The 17546-nt window shown below is 37.1% G+C and carries 24 protein-coding genes; 12 read left to right on the top strand and 12 right to left on the bottom strand.

Going from position 1 to position 17546, the window contains the following annotated elements:
- Positions 1-224: 224 nt before the first annotated feature.
- Entirely contained in the window at positions 225-908 is a 684-nt protein-coding gene (locus A6E06_RS11765) for a MaoC family dehydratase (protein WP_065593537.1), read from the top strand.
- A gap of 107 nt (positions 909-1015) precedes the next feature.
- On the opposite strand, the gene A6E06_RS11760 is transcribed toward A6E06_RS11765, so the two are convergent.
- Positions 1016-1915 (bottom strand): chemotaxis protein, encoded by a 900-nt coding sequence (locus A6E06_RS11760; protein ID WP_065593538.1) that lies wholly within the window; start codon positions 1913-1915, stop codon positions 1016-1018.
- A gap of 152 nt (positions 1916-2067) precedes the next feature.
- Between A6E06_RS11760 and A6E06_RS11755 the strand changes: the two genes are divergently transcribed.
- The gene (locus tag A6E06_RS11755; protein WP_012551830.1) at positions 2068-2346 is read left to right on the top strand and encodes a peptidylprolyl isomerase; all 279 of its coding nucleotides are present in this window, start codon (positions 2068-2070) and stop codon (positions 2344-2346) included.
- A 90-nt stretch (positions 2347-2436) separates the two neighbouring features.
- On the opposite strand, the gene A6E06_RS11750 is transcribed toward A6E06_RS11755, so the two are convergent.
- Positions 2437-3741, bottom strand: coding sequence for an inosine/guanosine kinase (locus tag A6E06_RS11750; RefSeq protein ID WP_065593539.1), 1305 nt, complete (start codon positions 3739-3741; stop codon positions 2437-2439).
- 459 nt (positions 3742-4200) lie between these two features.
- Here A6E06_RS11750 and A6E06_RS11745 point away from each other — a divergent pair, with 459 nt between their 5' ends.
- Positions 4201-5244 carry a GMP reductase gene (locus A6E06_RS11745; RefSeq protein ID WP_065593540.1) on the top strand — a complete coding sequence of 348 codons (1044 nt, stop codon included), beginning with the start codon at positions 4201-4203 and terminating at the stop codon, positions 5242-5244.
- A gap of 160 nt (positions 5245-5404) precedes the next feature.
- Here the strand turns inward: A6E06_RS11745 and A6E06_RS11740 are convergent, their stop codons facing one another.
- The 6 genes from A6E06_RS11740 to A6E06_RS11715 all read right to left on the bottom strand — a co-directional run bounded on the left by A6E06_RS11740 (position 5405) and on the right by A6E06_RS11715 (position 10278).
- On the bottom strand, positions 5405-6436 hold the full coding sequence (locus A6E06_RS11740) for a tyrosine-type recombinase/integrase (RefSeq protein ID WP_065593541.1): 1032 nt from the start codon (positions 6434-6436) through the stop codon (positions 5405-5407).
- A 96-nt stretch (positions 6437-6532) separates the two neighbouring features.
- On the bottom strand, positions 6533-7957 hold the full coding sequence (locus A6E06_RS11735) for a P-loop NTPase fold protein (RefSeq protein ID WP_065593542.1): 1425 nt from the start codon (positions 7955-7957) through the stop codon (positions 6533-6535).
- Positions 7958-8154: 197 nt separating this feature from the next.
- The gene (locus A6E06_RS11730) at positions 8155-9066 is read right to left on the bottom strand and encodes a hypothetical protein (protein ID WP_065593543.1); all 912 of its coding nucleotides are present in this window, start codon (positions 9064-9066) and stop codon (positions 8155-8157) included.
- Positions 9063-9251, bottom strand: a complete 189-nt coding sequence (locus tag A6E06_RS11725) for a hypothetical protein (protein ID WP_065593544.1) — start codon at positions 9249-9251, stop codon at positions 9063-9065. The genes A6E06_RS11730 and A6E06_RS11725 overlap by 4 nt, the downstream gene beginning before the upstream one ends.
- A complete protein-coding gene (locus tag A6E06_RS11720) occupies positions 9236-9670 on the bottom strand; it encodes a hypothetical protein (RefSeq protein ID WP_083190325.1) in 435 nt (144 codons plus the stop codon). Before A6E06_RS11720 ends, A6E06_RS11725 begins: the two co-directional genes overlap by 16 nt.
- 2 nt (positions 9671-9672) lie before the next feature.
- A complete protein-coding gene (locus tag A6E06_RS11715) occupies positions 9673-10278 on the bottom strand; it encodes a helix-turn-helix domain-containing protein (RefSeq protein WP_065593546.1) in 606 nt (201 codons plus the stop codon).
- 82 nt (positions 10279-10360) lie between these two features.
- On the opposite strand from A6E06_RS11715, the gene A6E06_RS11710 reads away from it, so the two are divergent.
- The 6 genes from A6E06_RS11710 to A6E06_RS19825 all read left to right on the top strand — a co-directional run bounded on the left by A6E06_RS11710 (position 10361) and on the right by A6E06_RS19825 (position 12598).
- On the top strand, positions 10361-10582 hold the full coding sequence (locus A6E06_RS11710; protein ID WP_065593547.1) for a hypothetical protein: 222 nt from the start codon (positions 10361-10363) through the stop codon (positions 10580-10582).
- Between the two features lie 121 nt (positions 10583-10703).
- Entirely contained in the window at positions 10704-11225 is a 522-nt protein-coding gene (locus A6E06_RS11705) for a phage regulatory CII family protein (RefSeq protein ID WP_065593548.1), read from the top strand.
- A 10-nt stretch (positions 11226-11235) separates the two neighbouring features.
- On the top strand, positions 11236-11556 hold the full coding sequence (locus tag A6E06_RS11700) for a hypothetical protein (RefSeq protein WP_065593549.1): 321 nt from the start codon (positions 11236-11238) through the stop codon (positions 11554-11556).
- A gap of 81 nt (positions 11557-11637) precedes the next feature.
- Positions 11638-12102, top strand: coding sequence for a hypothetical protein (locus A6E06_RS11695; protein ID WP_065593550.1), 465 nt, complete (start codon positions 11638-11640; stop codon positions 12100-12102).
- Positions 12099-12326: a hypothetical protein gene (locus tag A6E06_RS11690; protein WP_065593551.1), complete on the top strand. Its 228-nt coding sequence runs from the start codon at positions 12099-12101 to the stop codon at positions 12324-12326. The genes A6E06_RS11695 and A6E06_RS11690 overlap by 4 nt, the downstream gene beginning before the upstream one ends.
- Positions 12323-12598, top strand: coding sequence for a hypothetical protein (locus tag A6E06_RS19825; protein WP_065593552.1), 276 nt, complete (start codon positions 12323-12325; stop codon positions 12596-12598). The genes A6E06_RS11690 and A6E06_RS19825 overlap by 4 nt, the downstream gene beginning before the upstream one ends.
- Here A6E06_RS19825 and A6E06_RS11685 read toward each other — a convergent pair.
- Positions 12537-12818 carry a hypothetical protein gene (locus tag A6E06_RS11685; RefSeq protein WP_045103786.1) on the bottom strand — a complete coding sequence of 94 codons (282 nt, stop codon included), beginning with the start codon at positions 12816-12818 and terminating at the stop codon, positions 12537-12539. The two genes, A6E06_RS19825 and A6E06_RS11685, sit on opposite strands and share 62 nt — an antisense overlap.
- A 22-nt stretch (positions 12819-12840) precedes the next feature.
- Here A6E06_RS11685 and A6E06_RS11680 point away from each other — a divergent pair, with 22 nt between their 5' ends.
- From A6E06_RS11680 to A6E06_RS11670, 3 genes are all read left to right on the top strand, one after another.
- On the top strand, positions 12841-15345 hold the full coding sequence (locus tag A6E06_RS11680; protein WP_255312083.1) for a replication endonuclease: 2505 nt from the start codon (positions 12841-12843) through the stop codon (positions 15343-15345).
- A 9-nt stretch (positions 15346-15354) separates the two neighbouring features.
- Positions 15355-15756, top strand: a complete 402-nt coding sequence (locus tag A6E06_RS11675) for a hypothetical protein (RefSeq protein ID WP_065593554.1) — start codon at positions 15355-15357, stop codon at positions 15754-15756.
- Positions 15757-15871: 115 nt separating this feature from the next.
- Positions 15872-16087: a hypothetical protein gene (locus tag A6E06_RS11670; RefSeq protein WP_045103788.1), complete on the top strand. Its 216-nt coding sequence runs from the start codon at positions 15872-15874 to the stop codon at positions 16085-16087.
- A gap of 18 nt (positions 16088-16105) precedes the next feature.
- On the opposite strand, the gene A6E06_RS11665 is transcribed toward A6E06_RS11670, so the two are convergent.
- The 3 genes from A6E06_RS11665 to A6E06_RS11655 are packed head-to-tail and all read right to left on the bottom strand — an operon-like array spanning position 16106 to position 17446.
- The gene (locus A6E06_RS11665; RefSeq protein ID WP_045103789.1) at positions 16106-16357 is read right to left on the bottom strand and encodes an ogr/Delta-like zinc finger family protein; all 252 of its coding nucleotides are present in this window, start codon (positions 16355-16357) and stop codon (positions 16106-16108) included.
- Positions 16358-16416: 59 nt separating this feature from the next.
- On the bottom strand, positions 16417-17235 hold the full coding sequence (locus A6E06_RS11660) for a hypothetical protein (RefSeq protein ID WP_065593555.1): 819 nt from the start codon (positions 17233-17235) through the stop codon (positions 16417-16419).
- A 4-nt stretch (positions 17236-17239) separates the two neighbouring features.
- Positions 17240-17446 (bottom strand): hypothetical protein, encoded by a 207-nt coding sequence (locus tag A6E06_RS11655; RefSeq protein ID WP_065593556.1) that lies wholly within the window; start codon positions 17444-17446, stop codon positions 17240-17242.
- Positions 17447-17546: the final 100 nt, after the last annotated feature.

Here is a 17546-nt window from a genome sequence, read left to right as displayed (position 1 = left end):
CTTGGACATTTTAATAATATTAATGAGTTTTAGTTCTCATTATTGATCTTTTTTGAACAGTGTTCATTATCGTCAAGTTTATGTTTACTAAGGATAATGTATGTTCTAGCGAACGCTTGTAAGCTAGGAAAGTGTTTGCATAAAAACGTGATGTGTAACACAATTATAGTTCTGGCACTTACTAAGCATTGTTTTTACGATTAGATATCAAATAAGGTTTCTCTATGAAGGTTGTCGATTTTCTAAAGCATAAGCGTGAATATCTGGCTAAACATCCGTTTGAATTAAAAGACTGGATGTCACCAACCATTAAGGATTACTGGATTGAATTTTTACAGAAAGCCAATAATATTCACATTATTTCATGGGTTAAAGAGCACAAACGCGCTGTAAATGGATCACAGCAAGAGGTAGTTCAACCTGAGCCAATAGAAATGAATCTAGATACTCAAGCTGTATTTGAAGAGTTAAACGCTCGTTTGGGCGAAGAAATCCACATTGGCGACTGGTCAATGATGGATCAAGAACGTATTAATCAGTTCGGTGCTGTCACCGAAGATATGCAATGGATCCATACCGATCCAGAAAGAGCATCAGCAGAATCCCCATTTAAAACCCCTATTGCTCATGGCTTTTTAACGCTTTCAATGCTATCTAAATTAACAGATAACGTAGGTAGTGATAATTTATTATTTCCTACTGCGAAAATGACAGTGAATTACGGCTTAAACAAAGTACGTTTTCCATATCCTGTAAAAGCAGGTAAACGAATCCGTGCTAGAAGCACACTCATGTCAGTAACACCGATCAAACGTGGTTTAGAAATTGAAACTGAAGTAAAAGTTGAAATTGAAAAATGTCGCCGACCAGGCTGTGTTGCGGTTTCAGTGATTCGTTTATACTTTTAATTACTTAAAACCACTGATTTAAAATACAAAAAAGCCGCATTAATCTTTATATTATGAAGATTAATGCGGCTTTTTTATATCGAGTAAGCTGTAGCTCACTCTATTGCTTAGGCGACTCGTTTTTTATTGTGGTTAGCACCACGTAACATAGCTCTCACTAATTCCGTTGCTTCAAACTTAGTGAGAGCTTCATGAGCACCAACTTGTTTCGCTTGTTCAACACATATTTCACTAGAAAGAGAAGTATGAAGGATAACGTAAGCGTCTTTTAATTTTGCATCATTTTGAATTTCAAAGGCCAATTCATAGCCATCTAATCCTGGCATCTCAATGTCACTAACTACGATATCAAATGGGTTATTTTCTTCTGCAGCTCGTTTTAGCATTTCATAAGCATCAAGGCCATTTGTAGCGACATGATAAATAATATTAATACTGTCTAAAGCGGTTGATAGTTGCTTACGTGCTACAAAGGAATCATCAACCAATAGAATATTAAGTGCTTTGAGTTTTTCTCTTTCTACATCGGCTAATATTGGGTAAAGGTTCGATGTATCTTCGGGGTATATTTTAGATAATAGAAGTTCAACATCTAACAGTTGAACTATTTTATCGTCAACTCGAGTGATCCCCGTGACAAAAACATTGGAACCTGCGGTTTCAGGCGAAGCTTCAATTGTCTTCCAGTCACATTCAATAATTTTATCTATTGCTCTAACTGCAAACCCTACAACCGTTCGCATACAGTCTGTGATAATGATATAGCAGTCTTTTAATTCTTCTTTGTGAAGCGGTCTAAAGCCCACAGCAGCAGACATATCAATAATTGGAATCGCCATATTTCGATTTGTTGTCGTTCCTAGTACATGATGATGAGAATAAGGGATAGACGTTAATACTTGGAAGGGAACGATCTCGCGAACTTTTAATGTACCAATAGCAAAACGTTGAGTTAACGTAAGTTTGAATAGCAACATACCTTGTGATTGGTTCGCCTTACTTTTCATCTATGCCAGCCTTTAATTGGTTAAATTGAGTTTCTTTTTATAAAGACTATTGTAGTTTTTTTGAGACTGCATTGAAAGGTGAGGGTATCATTTGTATAAGGATAAACGGTATAATTACGTGATATTTATAATGACATTATCTTGAGGCATTCATGGCTAATACAGCATCAGCACTACATATTCTTGTAAAACATAAAGAACAAGCTGAAGACATCATCAAACAGCTAAACAAAGGCGCAAAATTTCATGTGCTAGCGAAGAAATACTCTAGCTGTCCTTCTGGTAAAAAAGGGGGCGATTTAGGTGAGTTTAAAAAAGGCCAAATGGTACCGCAGTTTGATAAAGTGTGCTTTAGTGGTGAAACGTTAGTTCCTCATTTAGTGAAAACCAAATTTGGTTGGCATGTAATTAAAGTGCTTTACCGTACTTAAATTGACTGACTAAGCGTAGAATCAATAAATACAAAAAATCCGACGCATGACGTCGGATTTTTATTACCTATAAAAACGATATTAGAGAGATTAACGCTCCCAATAGGCTTCTTCTAAACAATCTTCACGCTCTGGCATTGCTTTAGAAAGACGTGGAGAGTGCTGAGTTAACACTTCATAGCTTGCACGATTTGAGTATTTACAAATTTGAGAGAAAGAGGAATAAGTTAAATATTCTTTATCATGCTTGCTTGAGTTAGGCACATTTTCTTTATGATAGAAGTTTGCAGCCATGTCGTGCAGTAATGCTGACAATGCGGCATCCCCAGCACCGTTGGTATTTTTAATCTCCATTGGGCCCCCCATGTAAGGAGCAATGTGAGAAGAGACTTTAATTGGCTTAGTACATTGTGCTTTCATCATTGGGCGACTGTATTCAAAACGATTGAATTCAGGAATGTTACCAGGAAGAAGTGGCTTATCAGTTTCACGTTTCATGCTTTCTTCAGTGAAGCCTGCCATGTAAAGACCGACAGGTCCTGCAGTACAAAGCACTAAATCAACCCATTCCAAGGCTTTATCCGCCGCGAGTAGGGGATCTTTCTCACCGGTTAACGCTTCTGCTTCTTCTTCGTTCATTGCAACAACAGTGACATTTTCCTTCAAGAATGTTTGCCACCATTCCGCTTTACCTTCAATGACGTATTTAGTGCCTAAAGTAAGAACAACAGGAACATTATGAGATTTTGCACAATCAATCGCTTTTTGAACGGCATCCATCATAGGATCGCCTTCTTTACCTCGAACAAGGTAAGACGAAATCACTAATGCAGAGGCTTTATCAAAGATATGTTCAGGTACGTGTGCAGGGCACAGTTGGTTCATGTCACCTTCATTGATTGCAAACGTACGTTCGCCATCTTTAGTGATCAGCGTATAACAGCGGCCAATAGGGCCTTGAACCGGTTGTAAATGGTCTAAGTCCATACGGCTTGTGGTGTTACATAGGTAACGATAAGCGTAAGAACCGATTTTGATGTTTTCACTCATGACACCTAATAAAATAGATTTACTGTCGGCAAGTACTGAGTAGTTATGAAGGGTGTTACCAATGGTATCGCCAGGGTATTCATGGCTTATTAAGTTTCTTTCAAAGAGTTCTTTATACAATGCTTCGGCTTTCGCTTCTTCAAGAACTAATGAATGGCCTTTACTTAATTGATGACGTTCTAAAAAATCATCATCGACTTTCGCTTCGATATCAACAATAGTTTGACCAACACCAATAAGATGAGTTCTCTCAAGTTTTGGTGTTTGGTTAATTTGATTCACTAGTGGATCGCGAGTGTGAACAGGAAAATAGTGTTTAGACTTACGTTGGCCAGGAAACTTCATGAATTAAATGTCATTAATAAGTGAATTTTCCGAGATTATATCACAACTTTTTTCATTAACATTCATGAATATAGTAAAAAATTGAGAACTAGGTCACTTTAGTTTTGCAGGACTCAATAGCAAACGTTTACTTTTATGGTTTAAGAGATGGTACTGGCGTTTTTGTGGATGGTATAAAATGCCATTTAATTATGATTTGTAGAGTTATATATCGTGTGATTTGTTTTGTTAGTCTTTTCTGCGAAATGTTGTTATTTATTTGCAGATATATCAATGGTATCACAAAAAAAAACGAATTATCAGACTTGCGAAATAAGTTTCCGGCCCTATAATATTGAAAACCGGAGCGCCTGCCAGCGCCCCGGTTTTTTTGTGCCTGCCATCTTGGTTTGTTAACTGCCTTCTGCCAAAGGCAACAAGAGATAGTAGAGCCATTATCGATAATACGAGGAATTTATCATGCGTATCGAACAAGAATTAAAGTTAGGCTTCAAAGATGTACTGTTTCGTCCTAAGCGTTCAACACTAAAAAGTCGCTCTCAAGTCGAATTAACCCGCGAGTTTACATTTAAGCACAGCGGTCGTCAATGGTCTGGTACACCTGTAATTGCAGCTAACATGGATTCTGTAGGTAGTTTCGCTATGGCGAAGGCACTTTCTGAGCATGGTGTGATGACTGCGATTCATAAGCATTACACGGTTGAAGATTGGGCTGGTTTTGTAAAAGAAAACGACGCTTCTGTTCTTAACAACTCAATGGTTTCTACGGGTACTTCTGAAGCTGATTTCCAAAAAACAAAAGATATCATGGCATTGACTGATGACTTGATCTTCATTTGTGTTGATATCGCAAATGGTTACTCAGAGCATTTAGTTCAATACGTAGAAAAAGTACGAGCACAATTTCCTGATAAAGTAATCTCTGCAGGTAACGTTGTTACGGGTGATATGGTTGAAGAACTTATCCTTGCTGGTGCTGATATCGTTAAAGTGGGCATTGGCCCAGGTTCAGTATGTACTACACGTGTTAAAACAGGTGTGGGTTACCCACAACTTTCTGCAATCATTGAATGTGCTGACGCAGCGCATGGCCTTGGCGGTCGTATTATCGGTGATGGCGGTTGTTCATGTGCCGGTGACGTATCTAAGGCGTTCGGCGGCGGTGCTGATTTCGTAATGCTTGGCGGAATGCTAGCTGGTCACGAAGAGTCAGGTGGCGAAGTGATTGAGCAAGATGGTAAGCAGTTCATGAAATTCTACGGAATGTCTTCACAAAGCGCGATGGACAAGCACTCAGGTGGTGTTGCTAAGTACCGTGCAGCTGAAGGAAAAACCGTACTATTACCATACCGTGGTTCAGTTCATACAACGATTTCTGACATCCTTGGCGGTGTACGTTCAACTTGTACATACGTAGGCGCGGCAAAGCTTCGTGAGCTAACTAAGCGCACAACTTTCATCCGCGTACAAGAGCAAGAGAACAACGTTTACGGTAAAGAGTGATTAGTTGATAATTCGGAAATAACGAATAATGAAAGGTCGCATTGAGCGGCCTTTTTTTTGGTCTAAAATCGGTAAGTGGCGACAAAGTGGCGACAGTTATTTTGTTTTTATTTTCTGGTTAAAAGTGAATATGCACTCTTTAATCATAAAAATGCATAATCTATAAATTTGAGATAGGGTTCTTTGCTATCGCTTCAGTGAGATGATCTGGTGCAAAATGAGCATAACGCATGGTCATTTGGATATCGGCATGACCAAGAATGTCACGAAGAACTAAAATATTACCGCCGTTCATCATAAAGTGACTTGCAAAAGAATGACGTAAAACATGAGAGGCTTGGCCAGCTGGCAAATCAATACCTATCTTATGCTTTAAAATGTAGCAAAAAGGGGTGTAGCACTCTTCAAACAACTTACCTGATGTTGGCTTATGGATTTCGTTATACAACTCTTCAGTGATGGGAACAGAGCGGATTTTCTTATTCTTCGTATTGGTATAAGTGATCTTAAACTTAGATAGCTGATTACCAGTTAATTGTGCTGCTTCATTCCAACGCGCACCAGTAGACAAACACACCTTTACTATCTTCAGCATATCTTGACGTTTATGGTCAGAGACTTTATTAAGGAGTAGGGCAATCTCTTCTTTTGCTAAAAAACTCATTGGTCTTTCATGATCACGAAATGGCTTAATGCTTTCTAAAGGGTTTGGGCCTTTCCATTCGCCCAGTTCTTTAAGCTTTTCAAATACTGCTTTAAAACGAGCCAGTTCAGAATTTAATGTGGCAATACTTGGTGCGCCTTTTTGCCATTTACTATCTACAAAGGTAATTTCACCAGCCATACGTTTACGACGGAACTCAGCATACATGTTTGCTGTGAAAGTAGAGGCAACAGGGTTACCCATAGATTTAACCATGTGCTCAAACTTTTGATAGATAACTTGGCCGTTTGATAGGTTTGTGCCGTACATAGTAAACCAGATTTCAATGAGAACAGATAAACGACGATGCTCAGGTTTATCACCAAGCCAAGGTTTATCATCAATTTCTTTCATTGTGTATTGTTCAAAGGTATTCGCTTCGCCTTTGGTGGCAAAACGTTTACGAATGCGTTTACCCTCGCGGCCAGTAGGGTAGCACTCGCATAACCAAGGTTTCTTTGAATTGTCTTTTAAGTTGCGGATAGCCATGGAAATACCTTTGCACTGTTTTTATATACAGTACAAAGGTGAATGGTGAAAAGCAATGTTTAACATTGATATATTTGCACAATAAAATATTTATGGTTACTTAAAATGACCTGCTAATTCTAATAATTCAACATGTGTGCTTTTATCGGTATTTTTTGATTGAGGGTTCAATAAATAATGAAAGGAAATTGAAACAATAAGACTGTTTATAGTATGGCTCTGGTGCCTATCTCTTTGTTCTTTTATTTTTATGCTCTCCCAATTAATATGTGAACTTTCTGACGAAAGTGAATTTAATAAATAATATAAACTATCTTCAATTATCATATTTGTTGAGTTGTTAAATTTAATTGGTTTTATAGTTAAATTTCTTGGTAAGTGAGCTGTTCCTTGAGGGTTATTTGAATGAGTATATGGTAATTCATTACTATCGGTATATGAAACATATTTTTCTGGATGAAGGCGCTTTAATATTGAAAGTATAATTAATGGGAATAATTTAAATTGCTTTCCAGATACTTTAGCCATTTCTATATCATTAATGACTTTAGATATTTCACGTAATGATGTCATGTTATGCCACTTAAATATACTTTCTAGTATTTCTTTAAAAAATAGCTCATCAACGGAAAAGTCTGTACCAATTATTGGTTCTAAATGAATTAATAAATAGTCTATTAAACTTGGTGCTGGAAGCGTGACCGTTTTATGAAAAAAACGACTTAAATAAGCATGAGCATTAAAGTCATGCCCATAGATTGCTTTTACAGAGTGTTGAAGTTGTTCTGTATCTGTTGCAATTACAAATACAAAGTTCTTAGTATCAAAGAAATGTTTAATACTTTCGATAACCTCAATTGCATAATTTGGTCTGCAGCGATCAAGTTCATCAATTAATATGTAAATAGGGTATTGTTTAGGATTGTTCGTTTTTTCTGTTGATTCTATTACTGCTTTAGCTAATGACACTAATGTATTTTTAAACTCTTCAATGCCATCTACTTTTTGACGTTGTTCTAAAATATCTTTTAAAACTTCTTTTAAGGCCTCGCCGCATCCGTCTTCGCTAATATCAATGCCAAAACTAGTTGTTATGTCTTTTATTAGTGATTCATCTTCAGGCATTCCAGTTTTGTGTTTAGCGTAACCGACAACCATTGTAGGTAACGCTTTACGAATAAAGTGACTGCTTTTATTAAATAATGATTTTACTAAGTCTTTATTTTCAGACATAGAACTTGCAAGCTGAGCATGAAAGCAATCGACTAGAGCTAACATCGCGTCTTTTGAAAAATCAGACTTCCATGCATCAAAGTATACGACAGGGTGTTTTTCTTCTAGTTTATTGTAAAGGCAGCTTAAAAATGTTGTTTTTCCAGCTCCCCATTCGGCGTTTAAGTTCAGAACGTACCCATCGTCACTTTTAGTATTTAAAAAGTTTATGAGGTGATCTGCAAACGGTTCATTATCTATGACTGTGTATTTTGAAAACACTTCTTCTTCTGGGATTATTCTTGTCATTACTCTAGCCTAGTTATAAAAAAGGCCAAGTACATACTTGGCCTATATAGTTATTTATGTGTTGCTGCTTTTCCAATCTCAACCATACCTTCAATCGCTTCTAATGCATAAGCAAAGCAAGCGATTAGAACAATAACGATCATTATTAATTTGATAATTTTATTCATTATTTTCACCACAGAGTGAATAGTTTATAATTAAAGCTCTGTATAAATAGCAATTGGTTCTATTATTATTTCTCGATCACTTTTACCTGTAAAGCTTTGTTCCATTTCATATAAGCTTTCACCCATATGTTTAAAATGAGAAATAACTTTAGCTCCATCTGGAACTTCATTATCATCAACTTCTTGTGTTCCATCCGCATGGCTAATTGTGCCAATAACAACAAATTCCTTTGCTGTTTTTCGTGAGTATTTTCTGTAGATTGCTATTAGTGAATCTCTTAAATAATTTGAATTAAGGCATGAAGTCAAAATAGAGTTATTATATTTTTGCTCAAAACGAATTATATCATCTCCAAAATGTTCAAGAAGAATATTAAAACTTTTTATCGAAATGGGTGGCAATCCTTTACCATTTGCTATTTGTTGTTTGATTTCTTTATCAAAGCTTGATTGAAGATTCTTGGCATCTATTGATTTTGGATTATTTGCTTTCAACTTATCTATTTTTTGTAGAGTTTCTGTAAGAGGCAACGTTGCAACTGCTTCGCCTATTTCATTAAAATGAGAGAAAAAATGTTGTAGTCCTTGTAAATCTATAAATTTACCTTTTGCTCTAATTTTAACAAATGACTTGTTTGATTCGCATATTTCATCATAGTTAAAATCTTGTATAGTTAAATCAAGAATACGATCTGAACTAATTAATTCTTTTTCAAATAAATTAAAAGAATGGTCATGTAGGAATTTCTTAGTTGTAGAGCTACTAGTTTCTCGAATAACATCAGCAATAATACGGCTTGAAAGTAACTTATCTTTAGATTGTTCTTCGTTTGTCGTTTCTAAGCCTTCTTCATTAAGGACATACTCAGTAATCCCTTCAAATAATTGCGATGAAAATGAGTATAGCTTTGGTTCGTCTAAATAAATAAAGTTTTTGATCATCTTTTTCCTAGCCTAGTTTTATCTTTGAAGCGTTCTTGCGCTTCTTTTCGTTGTTGTTTGCGATCTTCTATAAATTCGTTATGTGAGAACTTACGTCGAGTATCTAAATATGACCAGATAGCAATGCCTAGCCCTGCAAGAACTGCAAAAAGTGTTATTCCGCTAATGATTATATTACTGAGCATGTACTATCTCCTTGAGAAGAATCTTTTGACTTGGCTGATAGTCGATCAAATACCATATAAGCAAGTATAAATGAAATGATAGACGAAGCCATAGAACAATACTTCAGCATTTCAGCATCTATTTGAGTTGCCCCCGTTTCGTGGATCAGTAAACCGAGTGTGAATACGCCATAAATAAATACGCCTCCTATTGAAGCTCCATTATTTATGGATTTCCAGTTATCGTCATCATGCATGTGTTCAAGCTCATTAAGTATTGAGATATGCATAACAAAACCAAATGCAATAAAATCACTTGCTGATAACCAAGCAATATTATCTAAAAATAAATTAGTTATTAATCTTGCTAAAATGGGGAGGAGTCCAATAAAGACTGTATAAGCAAACCATTTATATTTTTTATTAGTAGATTGAATCAAAACTATTCCTTTCCCATCACCATAGCCACACGGCCAACTACCTTAATATCATCTTCTGCGACATTGATAGTTGAGCCATTAAAGCTGATCGCTAACTTCTTACCCGGTAGTCGTTGTAGTTCATTGATCGAGAACGAGCCATCGATATCAATTAAGTACTTACCTTGATTCGCCTTGGTTTCATTTTTATCAATAAAGTATGAAACGTAGTCATGCTCTAAAAGAATAACCTCATCACTTCCAGTTCTTTCAATAAATGCCTTATCTAAAGAGAGAGGACTCTCTTCAACTAATTCACCCTTTTGAATAACAAAGCTTTTGATTTGAACTTGATCAGATGATGACCTGACTTCTTTTTGTGGGAAAGCTTCGCCTTCGCCAAGTGCCATATAACGAACAGATGCACCAGTACGCAAATGAGTTCTTAAAATGATCTCAAATGGGGTTAAACCACGCTGATGCCAAGTTGAAATCGTCGATTTAGGTACACCAATCACTTCTGCAAGTGCTAAAAAATCACGCGATTGTGTGATCTCCTTCAATTTATCGGTAACTTCTCGACCTTTTAAGTACTCAGGTGCATTATTTAATTCTTGATATTCACGCATAATCGATCTAATATTCACTCAGTTGGGCGATTGGACATCTCAACGCATTAATAAACATTCAGTAACCTTAGAGGATACCACCATGAATAACCCTTTGTCATTTCAAGTTGTTGTTCCAGTTCCATTTATGACGTATCAGGAGTATTCCAAATATTCTGGAATTACTGTTCGTACCCTTAAAAACTGGCAACAGCAGGGATTACTTATCATTAAGAAAAAAGATAAGCCTCGTGAAACCCCATTAGTAAACGTAATTGCAATGCAAGAGCTTGCTACTCGTGAAGCTCTTAGCTACTTGGGTTAACGCTATGGCTAACCAATCAAACCAAAACGAACCAACAGTATTGGAAATTATCGTTGCAATTGTAGTTCTGGTTTCCCTTGGTTTTGTCATTTGAGTATCGGACAGATAGAGGAATCGCTCAATGTGCGATTTACGTGAGCTTAAACAAAATGCTTTTGACAATGCATGTTACGCATTTGCAGATTCAGAAAACATGGAACAAGTAGCAAAGCAGTGTGGAATAAACCCAACAATGCTACGCAACAAGTTAAACCCTGAACAACCGCATAAGTTAACAGTAGGGGATTTAACCGCGATTACGGAAGCAAGCGGCAATTACTGCATCATTAATAGTGTTTTGCTTAGTCTCAATATGGTTGGCGCAAAAGTCGATCCAAATGCAAACCAAGAAACCTTAATTAAACGAGCTTTAGAAAATAGTGTTCATGCCGGTGATTTATCTCGCCTTGCATTAGAGAACGGTGGCGAAATTCGTTTACCACGTTCTAAGCGTAATGAGCTGTTAGACAAAGCACACAAAAGCGTTAGTAATTTGGTGTTGCTAATGAATGATCTTGAAAACAAAACATCCGGCTTATCACCGTTTTTATCTATGAGTTTAGATTTCGTTGTAAACGGCGCACCAATACCGGGTTTATCGTGAGGAACAAATCATGTCTCAATTAGCACAAGTATCACACCCTGTTCCATCAGCACAAGAAAGCATTAATACGTGTAAGGCTCTTTTCTCTACAGGGCATAAACGAAATCAAATCAAAATAGCGTTTAATTCTTTGACTGTTCGTGCTCGTGGAATGATTTGTATTGCAGGCGGATTACCCGCTGCAGATTGCCACCGTAGCTTTGAAGATTTTAACGATATTGAATTACAAAAGATTCGCCGTGGCATGATTGAATTGAAAGGCATCACCAAGCGCTTTGATACTAAAGTCGGTGATGTAAACAAGTTAAGACCAAGCCATTTCCAAGCCTAATTAATACCTAGCCAACCTTTGCCCCTGTAGCAGGGGGCTTTTTTTGTACCTAAATTTTATTTATTACACAGGAATAATGAAATGAATGACTTAAAAACAGCAGAGCAGTTTTATCAAGCATCACTGGAAAACCTTAATAAAGCGAATGAACTGCATGAAAAAATGGAAGCAACAGAAAGAAAAACGGTAGCGTTATTCTCTCGTTTTATTGATGGTACGAAATCTATTTCTGGCGATGTTGAGTTTGCCGCGAGAGATAATCTTAAAGCAATACAATCACGCGATATATTAGCTGTGATTAATTCAATTACTGCAATGACGTTAGATATGCCTAAACCATTTCTTGCTGTTTGTTATGCAGGTTCAGCAATTAATTCGTTCGATATAAATGTTTGGAATCCAAGTGACAAAGATAGCTTAAATGACCGATTGAACGGAAATTTGATCCTTGATAAGCCATCAGCGCTTGAAGATGCTCTTTCACTCGAAAGTCAATTGGCTGAATTTATCATTGAAATAAAAGACAAAACAGAGGTGGCAGCATGATGTTTATGGCTGTTTTCCTTAATAGCGGCGGTGGTGTGGTTCGTGACGACGATACTCAAGAAATCAAAATGAAAGAGCTTGGTGAGTTTGAATCAAAAGAACTAGCCATTGATAACGCTTGTGAAGATTTGAGATGTAGACATGTTACTAGGGGCGTAATTATTAGAGCTAATAACACTGGTGGTTACATGGTTTGCGATACACAGGAGTTTGCAGAGCTATGAATATGATTGAATGTACTCAAAAAGTAGAAATGTTATTGGATGAAGTGCTAAAAGCACCAAAGACACGTGAAGAGATAGAAGCGTTGTTTCAAAAGTTAAAGAAAGAATTATGGAGTGAAAAAGTTATGCCTACAGAAGTACATATCGCAATTCAAAAAGCGGCAGGTAAAGCAATTAATGTAGGCATGAGTAATGTTATTTATAGAGATCTTAAGGTTTTTCTTTCAACAAAAAAACCGAATCAAACCCTTTTACTGGGCCGCTCTCTTTGAGTAAGTCAACTAAACCAAAAGATCCAAATTCTTGGGTTAGTTTAACTAGTTGGCCTAATCCACCAACGGTGATGGTTCTGTATTCTTCTTTGCCAGCAGCACCAATAATGGCTGCTAGATACTCAGGGCCATCGGTTTCACATTCATTAGCCTTAAGCCATTCTTCAATTTTGTTGTCGTTTGGTAGTTTGTCTTCTGGATTAACTAATTTTGTTTTCATATTTACCAACTGTAATTAAATTATGAAGTTATCTTTTACCACAGAAGAACAACGTGCAGCCACTAAAGCTTGTTTAAGCTTTGGTGGTTTGTGCGTATTCCCTCAAAAGCCAAAAGAGATCCTAACGCTGTTACCTGACACATCAGTTAAGAACAAAGAGCCTGATGATATGTCGATTGTTGAGCGTAAGCTTTATCTAGTAGATAGAGTAAATCACGAATGGCGTAGACAGTTCTTTTCTGGCTTACCTAATTACTTAGCAAGGTACTTTGCTGATCGTTATATCTCAATTTTCAAAAAAGACGGTCGTGCAAAAGCAGCTAAATTCTTAACAGAAAAGATGGGTGATGAACTGCAGCGCCGTGTAAGTGTTGTGCTTTATCGTTACCGCCACCTACCAACATACAACAAGATTAAATTGATGAGTGAAGACATTGATCAATGTGATTTTGATGAAGTGCCGAATATCGGCCAGCTTGAATTTAATCTTGAAGCAGTCAAAGCGAAAAAGCCAAAGTCTCGTTTACTTGCAGAGCTTGAGCTAGATGAGATTAAAGACATGGCGTTTAAGATATCTAAAATCATACAAGGCCGTTTCACTCAATTAAGTATTGAGCATAACGGCGAAACAGATAAAGAAATTGATGCCGGCATTATTAAGGTGTTTGAGGGTTTAGCTGCATTAACTTATAGTTTTGGCATTGTTGCACCTCATAAGAAAAAGAAAGTCCTTACTGCAGAAGATGTCTACAGCGATATTTTCAGAATGCAGGATGAAAAATGGTGGCGTGGCCGTTTAGTGAAAGCGCGTAAAATCATGCGTGAACATTTGGCCATAGCTATGGGGCAGGTATCAAAACGTGCTTCGGCTTATTGCTCTTATGATTGCGTTCGTGAACATCAAGAACAGCAAAAGCGCAATTGGGATGCAATTCAAAACAAAATCCTCATCGATGAAGATACCCAAGAAGAATGTGAATTAAAAGACATGGTTTTAAAAAGCGTGTCGAATCCGGCTATTCGCCGTCATGAGCTTATGACAAGAACCAGAGGCTGTGAAAATATCGCAGATGAAATGGGGCTTTGTGGTTTGTTCTTAACGTTAACGACTCCGGGTAAATATCATAACAGTTACCAACGTGGCGGTTTCATTCCTCATTGGAGTGGTGCAAGTCCTCGTGATGCTCAAATCTACTTGAATGGGGTTTGGTCACGCATTCGCGCTAAGTTAGGCCGTGATGAATTTCGTTGGTTTGGGATTCGTGTTGCTGAACCGCATCATGATGGAACACCACACTGGCATTTACTTCTTTGGTGTAAGCCTGAAGATAAAGCCGAGATTACTCGTATCTTCATTGATTACGCGACAAAAGAAGACAAACAAGAATTAATGAAAAGCGGAGAGTTTGATCACTCTGCGCGTTGTGATGTGAAAGACATAGACCCAGAACAGGGCTCTGCTACTGGTTACATTGCTAAATACATTTCTAAAAATATTGATGGCTATGCGATGGATGATGCGGTTTCTGATGAAACTGATAAGCCAATTAAGGATATGGCCAAGAATGTCAGCGCTTGGAAAAGTCGCTGGAACATTCGTCAATTTCAATTTATTGGTGGCGCACCGGTTACCACTTATCGTGAATTACGCCGCTTGGCCAATCTTGATAAAGCTTCTTATATGGATTTCTTACACTCTCAAGAACGTTCACAGTTATTAACTGTTTATCACTCGATGGTGTTTACCCATGTAGGCCCACAACAACCAGATACCGCATTTACTAAACCTGACTTAATGAAACGTTTAGGTGATGCTTATCAACCAACGGTTACCCATCCAAACGGCAGTGTGATTAAAACCATGCGATCTGCTGATGAAGGTAATTGGCAAGGTTACATTATGGGGCAGGGTGGCCCATTCGTTAAGCGTGCCGCTTTGATTGTTCGTAATGCTTATGAAGAGCTACCGTTTTCTTCTCGTTACTCTGAAACCATCCGTAAGGTAGAAGGAATACTTGCAGCTGGTGAGTTTATTAAAACTCGCGTAAGAACTTGGACGATTCAAAATAAGGTTAAGAAATTCGATGAACCAGAACCTGAAGCGGAGGCTCTTGCTCTTGATAGCAGCGCAGCTGCTCCTTGGAGTTCTGTCAATAACTGTACGGACGATCCCGAAAAGGATCAAAAAGGACAGGTGAGCGATAAGCTATCTAAAATACTAACGCCTTTAGGTAAAAAGCCTGAATCCCTTGATGAACATGCACTTAACGCCTTTATGAAAGGCAGTTCTTTGAACCTCGATGATGGTCGTAAGGTGAAAATACGTTCAGGTTATGTGGATGAAGAAGGGAACGTTCGCCTACCAGAGCTGATGGAAATAGAAAAAGAGCCGGAAGATTTACGATGGCTTGATTTTAAAGGTTGGCCAGAGCCACCAAACGAGTCAAAAACTGACGAATACCAACAACCAAACCTCTCAATCTTTCCCGAATATGAATTTGGTGATGATGAGTGGCCGTTAATCTAAGGAATATGTATGAATGACCACACAATAACTCGGTTCTGTTTAGTGTTCTTTAGCTGTTGTTTTTCACTTGGCTGTTATGCATTAGCGATGAACATAGGTGTTTCAAAGGACTCAGATATATTAGGGTTTCTCGTAATTATGTTTATTAATGGAATGATGATTAAGGATTTGATTTGTAATACTGCAGTGCTAATACCTACAAAGAAAACAGCGATATATACTGAGAAAGTGAAATGTAATTTTCGCCATCAGTGGAAAAAAGAGTTTGATGGTAAAGGTATAAGATATTTTTCATGTAAGCGATGCCAAGCAAGAATGGTTAGGCAGAATAGATACTCTAAAGCAGTTATTGATTGGCATTGGTTGATAAGAAAAACAGAAATAATAAGAATTAATGAAAGATCTGATTAATTGGCCGAAATCGTTAAAACTGTGGCGCAAATCACCTCTAAAATAAGCACTGTTTATTTATACAGTAAAATACTGTATTCTTATACAGGTCAAATGGTTAAGGCGTGGCAATGCTATGAATAATAAAGAATTATACCTAGAAGCAATGGAATTTATTTTAGAGGGTACTGCACTTAGTACCCATGGTGAAAGCAAAAGTGGCATTGCTATGTATCTAGTAGGATTAGTCGTTGCTGACCAAAAAGAAGAGTTGAAGCCTGAAAAGATGGACGCTCTACGGATGATTATCCAAATGGCTGATGAAGCTGAATCACAAAAAATGGCCCTCTAGTTGAGGGCTTCTTTTTGTCTATAAGATAGAAAGTTCTAACTGTAATTCTTTGCGCTGTTCTGGCGCTAAACCTCTCACCAATTCAATGGCCATTTGAGAAGTCGTTTTTGCTGAAGGGCTTAAAGTATGGCTGAAACTCAAATTCATCACATAAGTATGGCCACACTCGGGGTCACTACAACTGCAATATAAATCTGAATAACTCTCTGAAATTCGATTGGTCTTTTGAATGCGGCTTTTGTTGCCGCATTCAGGGCAGAATACTCGCATAAAAACATCCATTTGATTCACTAACTGACAGATCAATTGTAAACCAAAGTACTGGTTTTTTATACAGTTGGGTTTTTTATATTTAAAGCTGAAATACTAGCACTAGGGTAAGTATTGTTACTCAATTTGGATTGTTTCTTCTTATTTTCATCTTGACGAAATTTAATGTAAGTACTCATATCAAAGAATGAGTATGACTCAATTTCAGAACAAGGAATGATAACTCTAAAATCACGTAATTTTAAAAAATTATGGCTTCCGTCGTATATGCCTTGATCTGCATAATGATTTAGATAATTTGTTGTATGCTCAAATACAAGAGTATCTTTGTTTCTGTAACCGCTAAGGTGAGGTAAGATCGCTATATGTTCTACTTTTCCATCAATAAGCTCATCGCCTAAGCATTTTCCAACGTAAGTTTTCTTGGATGAAAGGGTTAGCATAATTAGTTTTTGATCATATGTTGATTCAAAAATAAAGGACTCTAAATGGTTATTTGAGATTATCTTTCTCAAACGTTTTGTTTTTTGAGTAAGAAACAGGCGGTAATATAAAAGAGAAAACCAGGCTGATACTTGTGCTAGAAATATAGTGAGAAGAGCCCACGCTCCAATTTTTATTTCAGAAAAGTTTAGAAATAAGCCCTCAAAATCAGTTAAAAGAAAGCCTAATGGCTTGATGAATTTAGATACACAATCAAAATAATCGATTGAAAAGCAAACTGCTCCACTGACTAAGCTAAAAATTACACCACGATAGGCGACATAAAAATATGAATGCCACCCATCAGTTCTGTTTAATTGATATTTTGAAGATAGATGTTTCGATGAAAAAAGATATCCAGCAACAAGTGCTACTGCAATTAAAACTACGCCCATTTTATTACAAAGCTTTTAGTCTGTGAATCTGCTCATCGAGTTCTTTAAGCTCTTTTAGTTTATCTAAATCAGCTTGTAGTTTTCTTTGTACATCTTCGTTGTCAAAATTAACACGAATTACACCACTATCTCCGATAGTTACTCTATCTTGATTAGCTAGCATAATTTGTAACAGATAGTCGTCTTTCTTTTTAGATAAAAAACCTAACATATTAAAGTCCTTACTCTCTAGAGAGATGTTTCGCACCGATTAGTTCTACTCTTAATATCTATCTAACCTACGTACTAGGGTGTTAGTGATATCGCAAGGT

Origin of the sequence: Aliivibrio sp. 1S175 (assembly GCF_001690985.1) — a bacterium.
In the GTDB taxonomy this organism is placed as follows: domain Bacteria; phylum Pseudomonadota; class Gammaproteobacteria; order Enterobacterales; family Vibrionaceae; genus Aliivibrio.
Note: the sequence above shows the minus strand (reverse complement) of the source record. Positions and strands in the feature narration are given on the sequence as shown.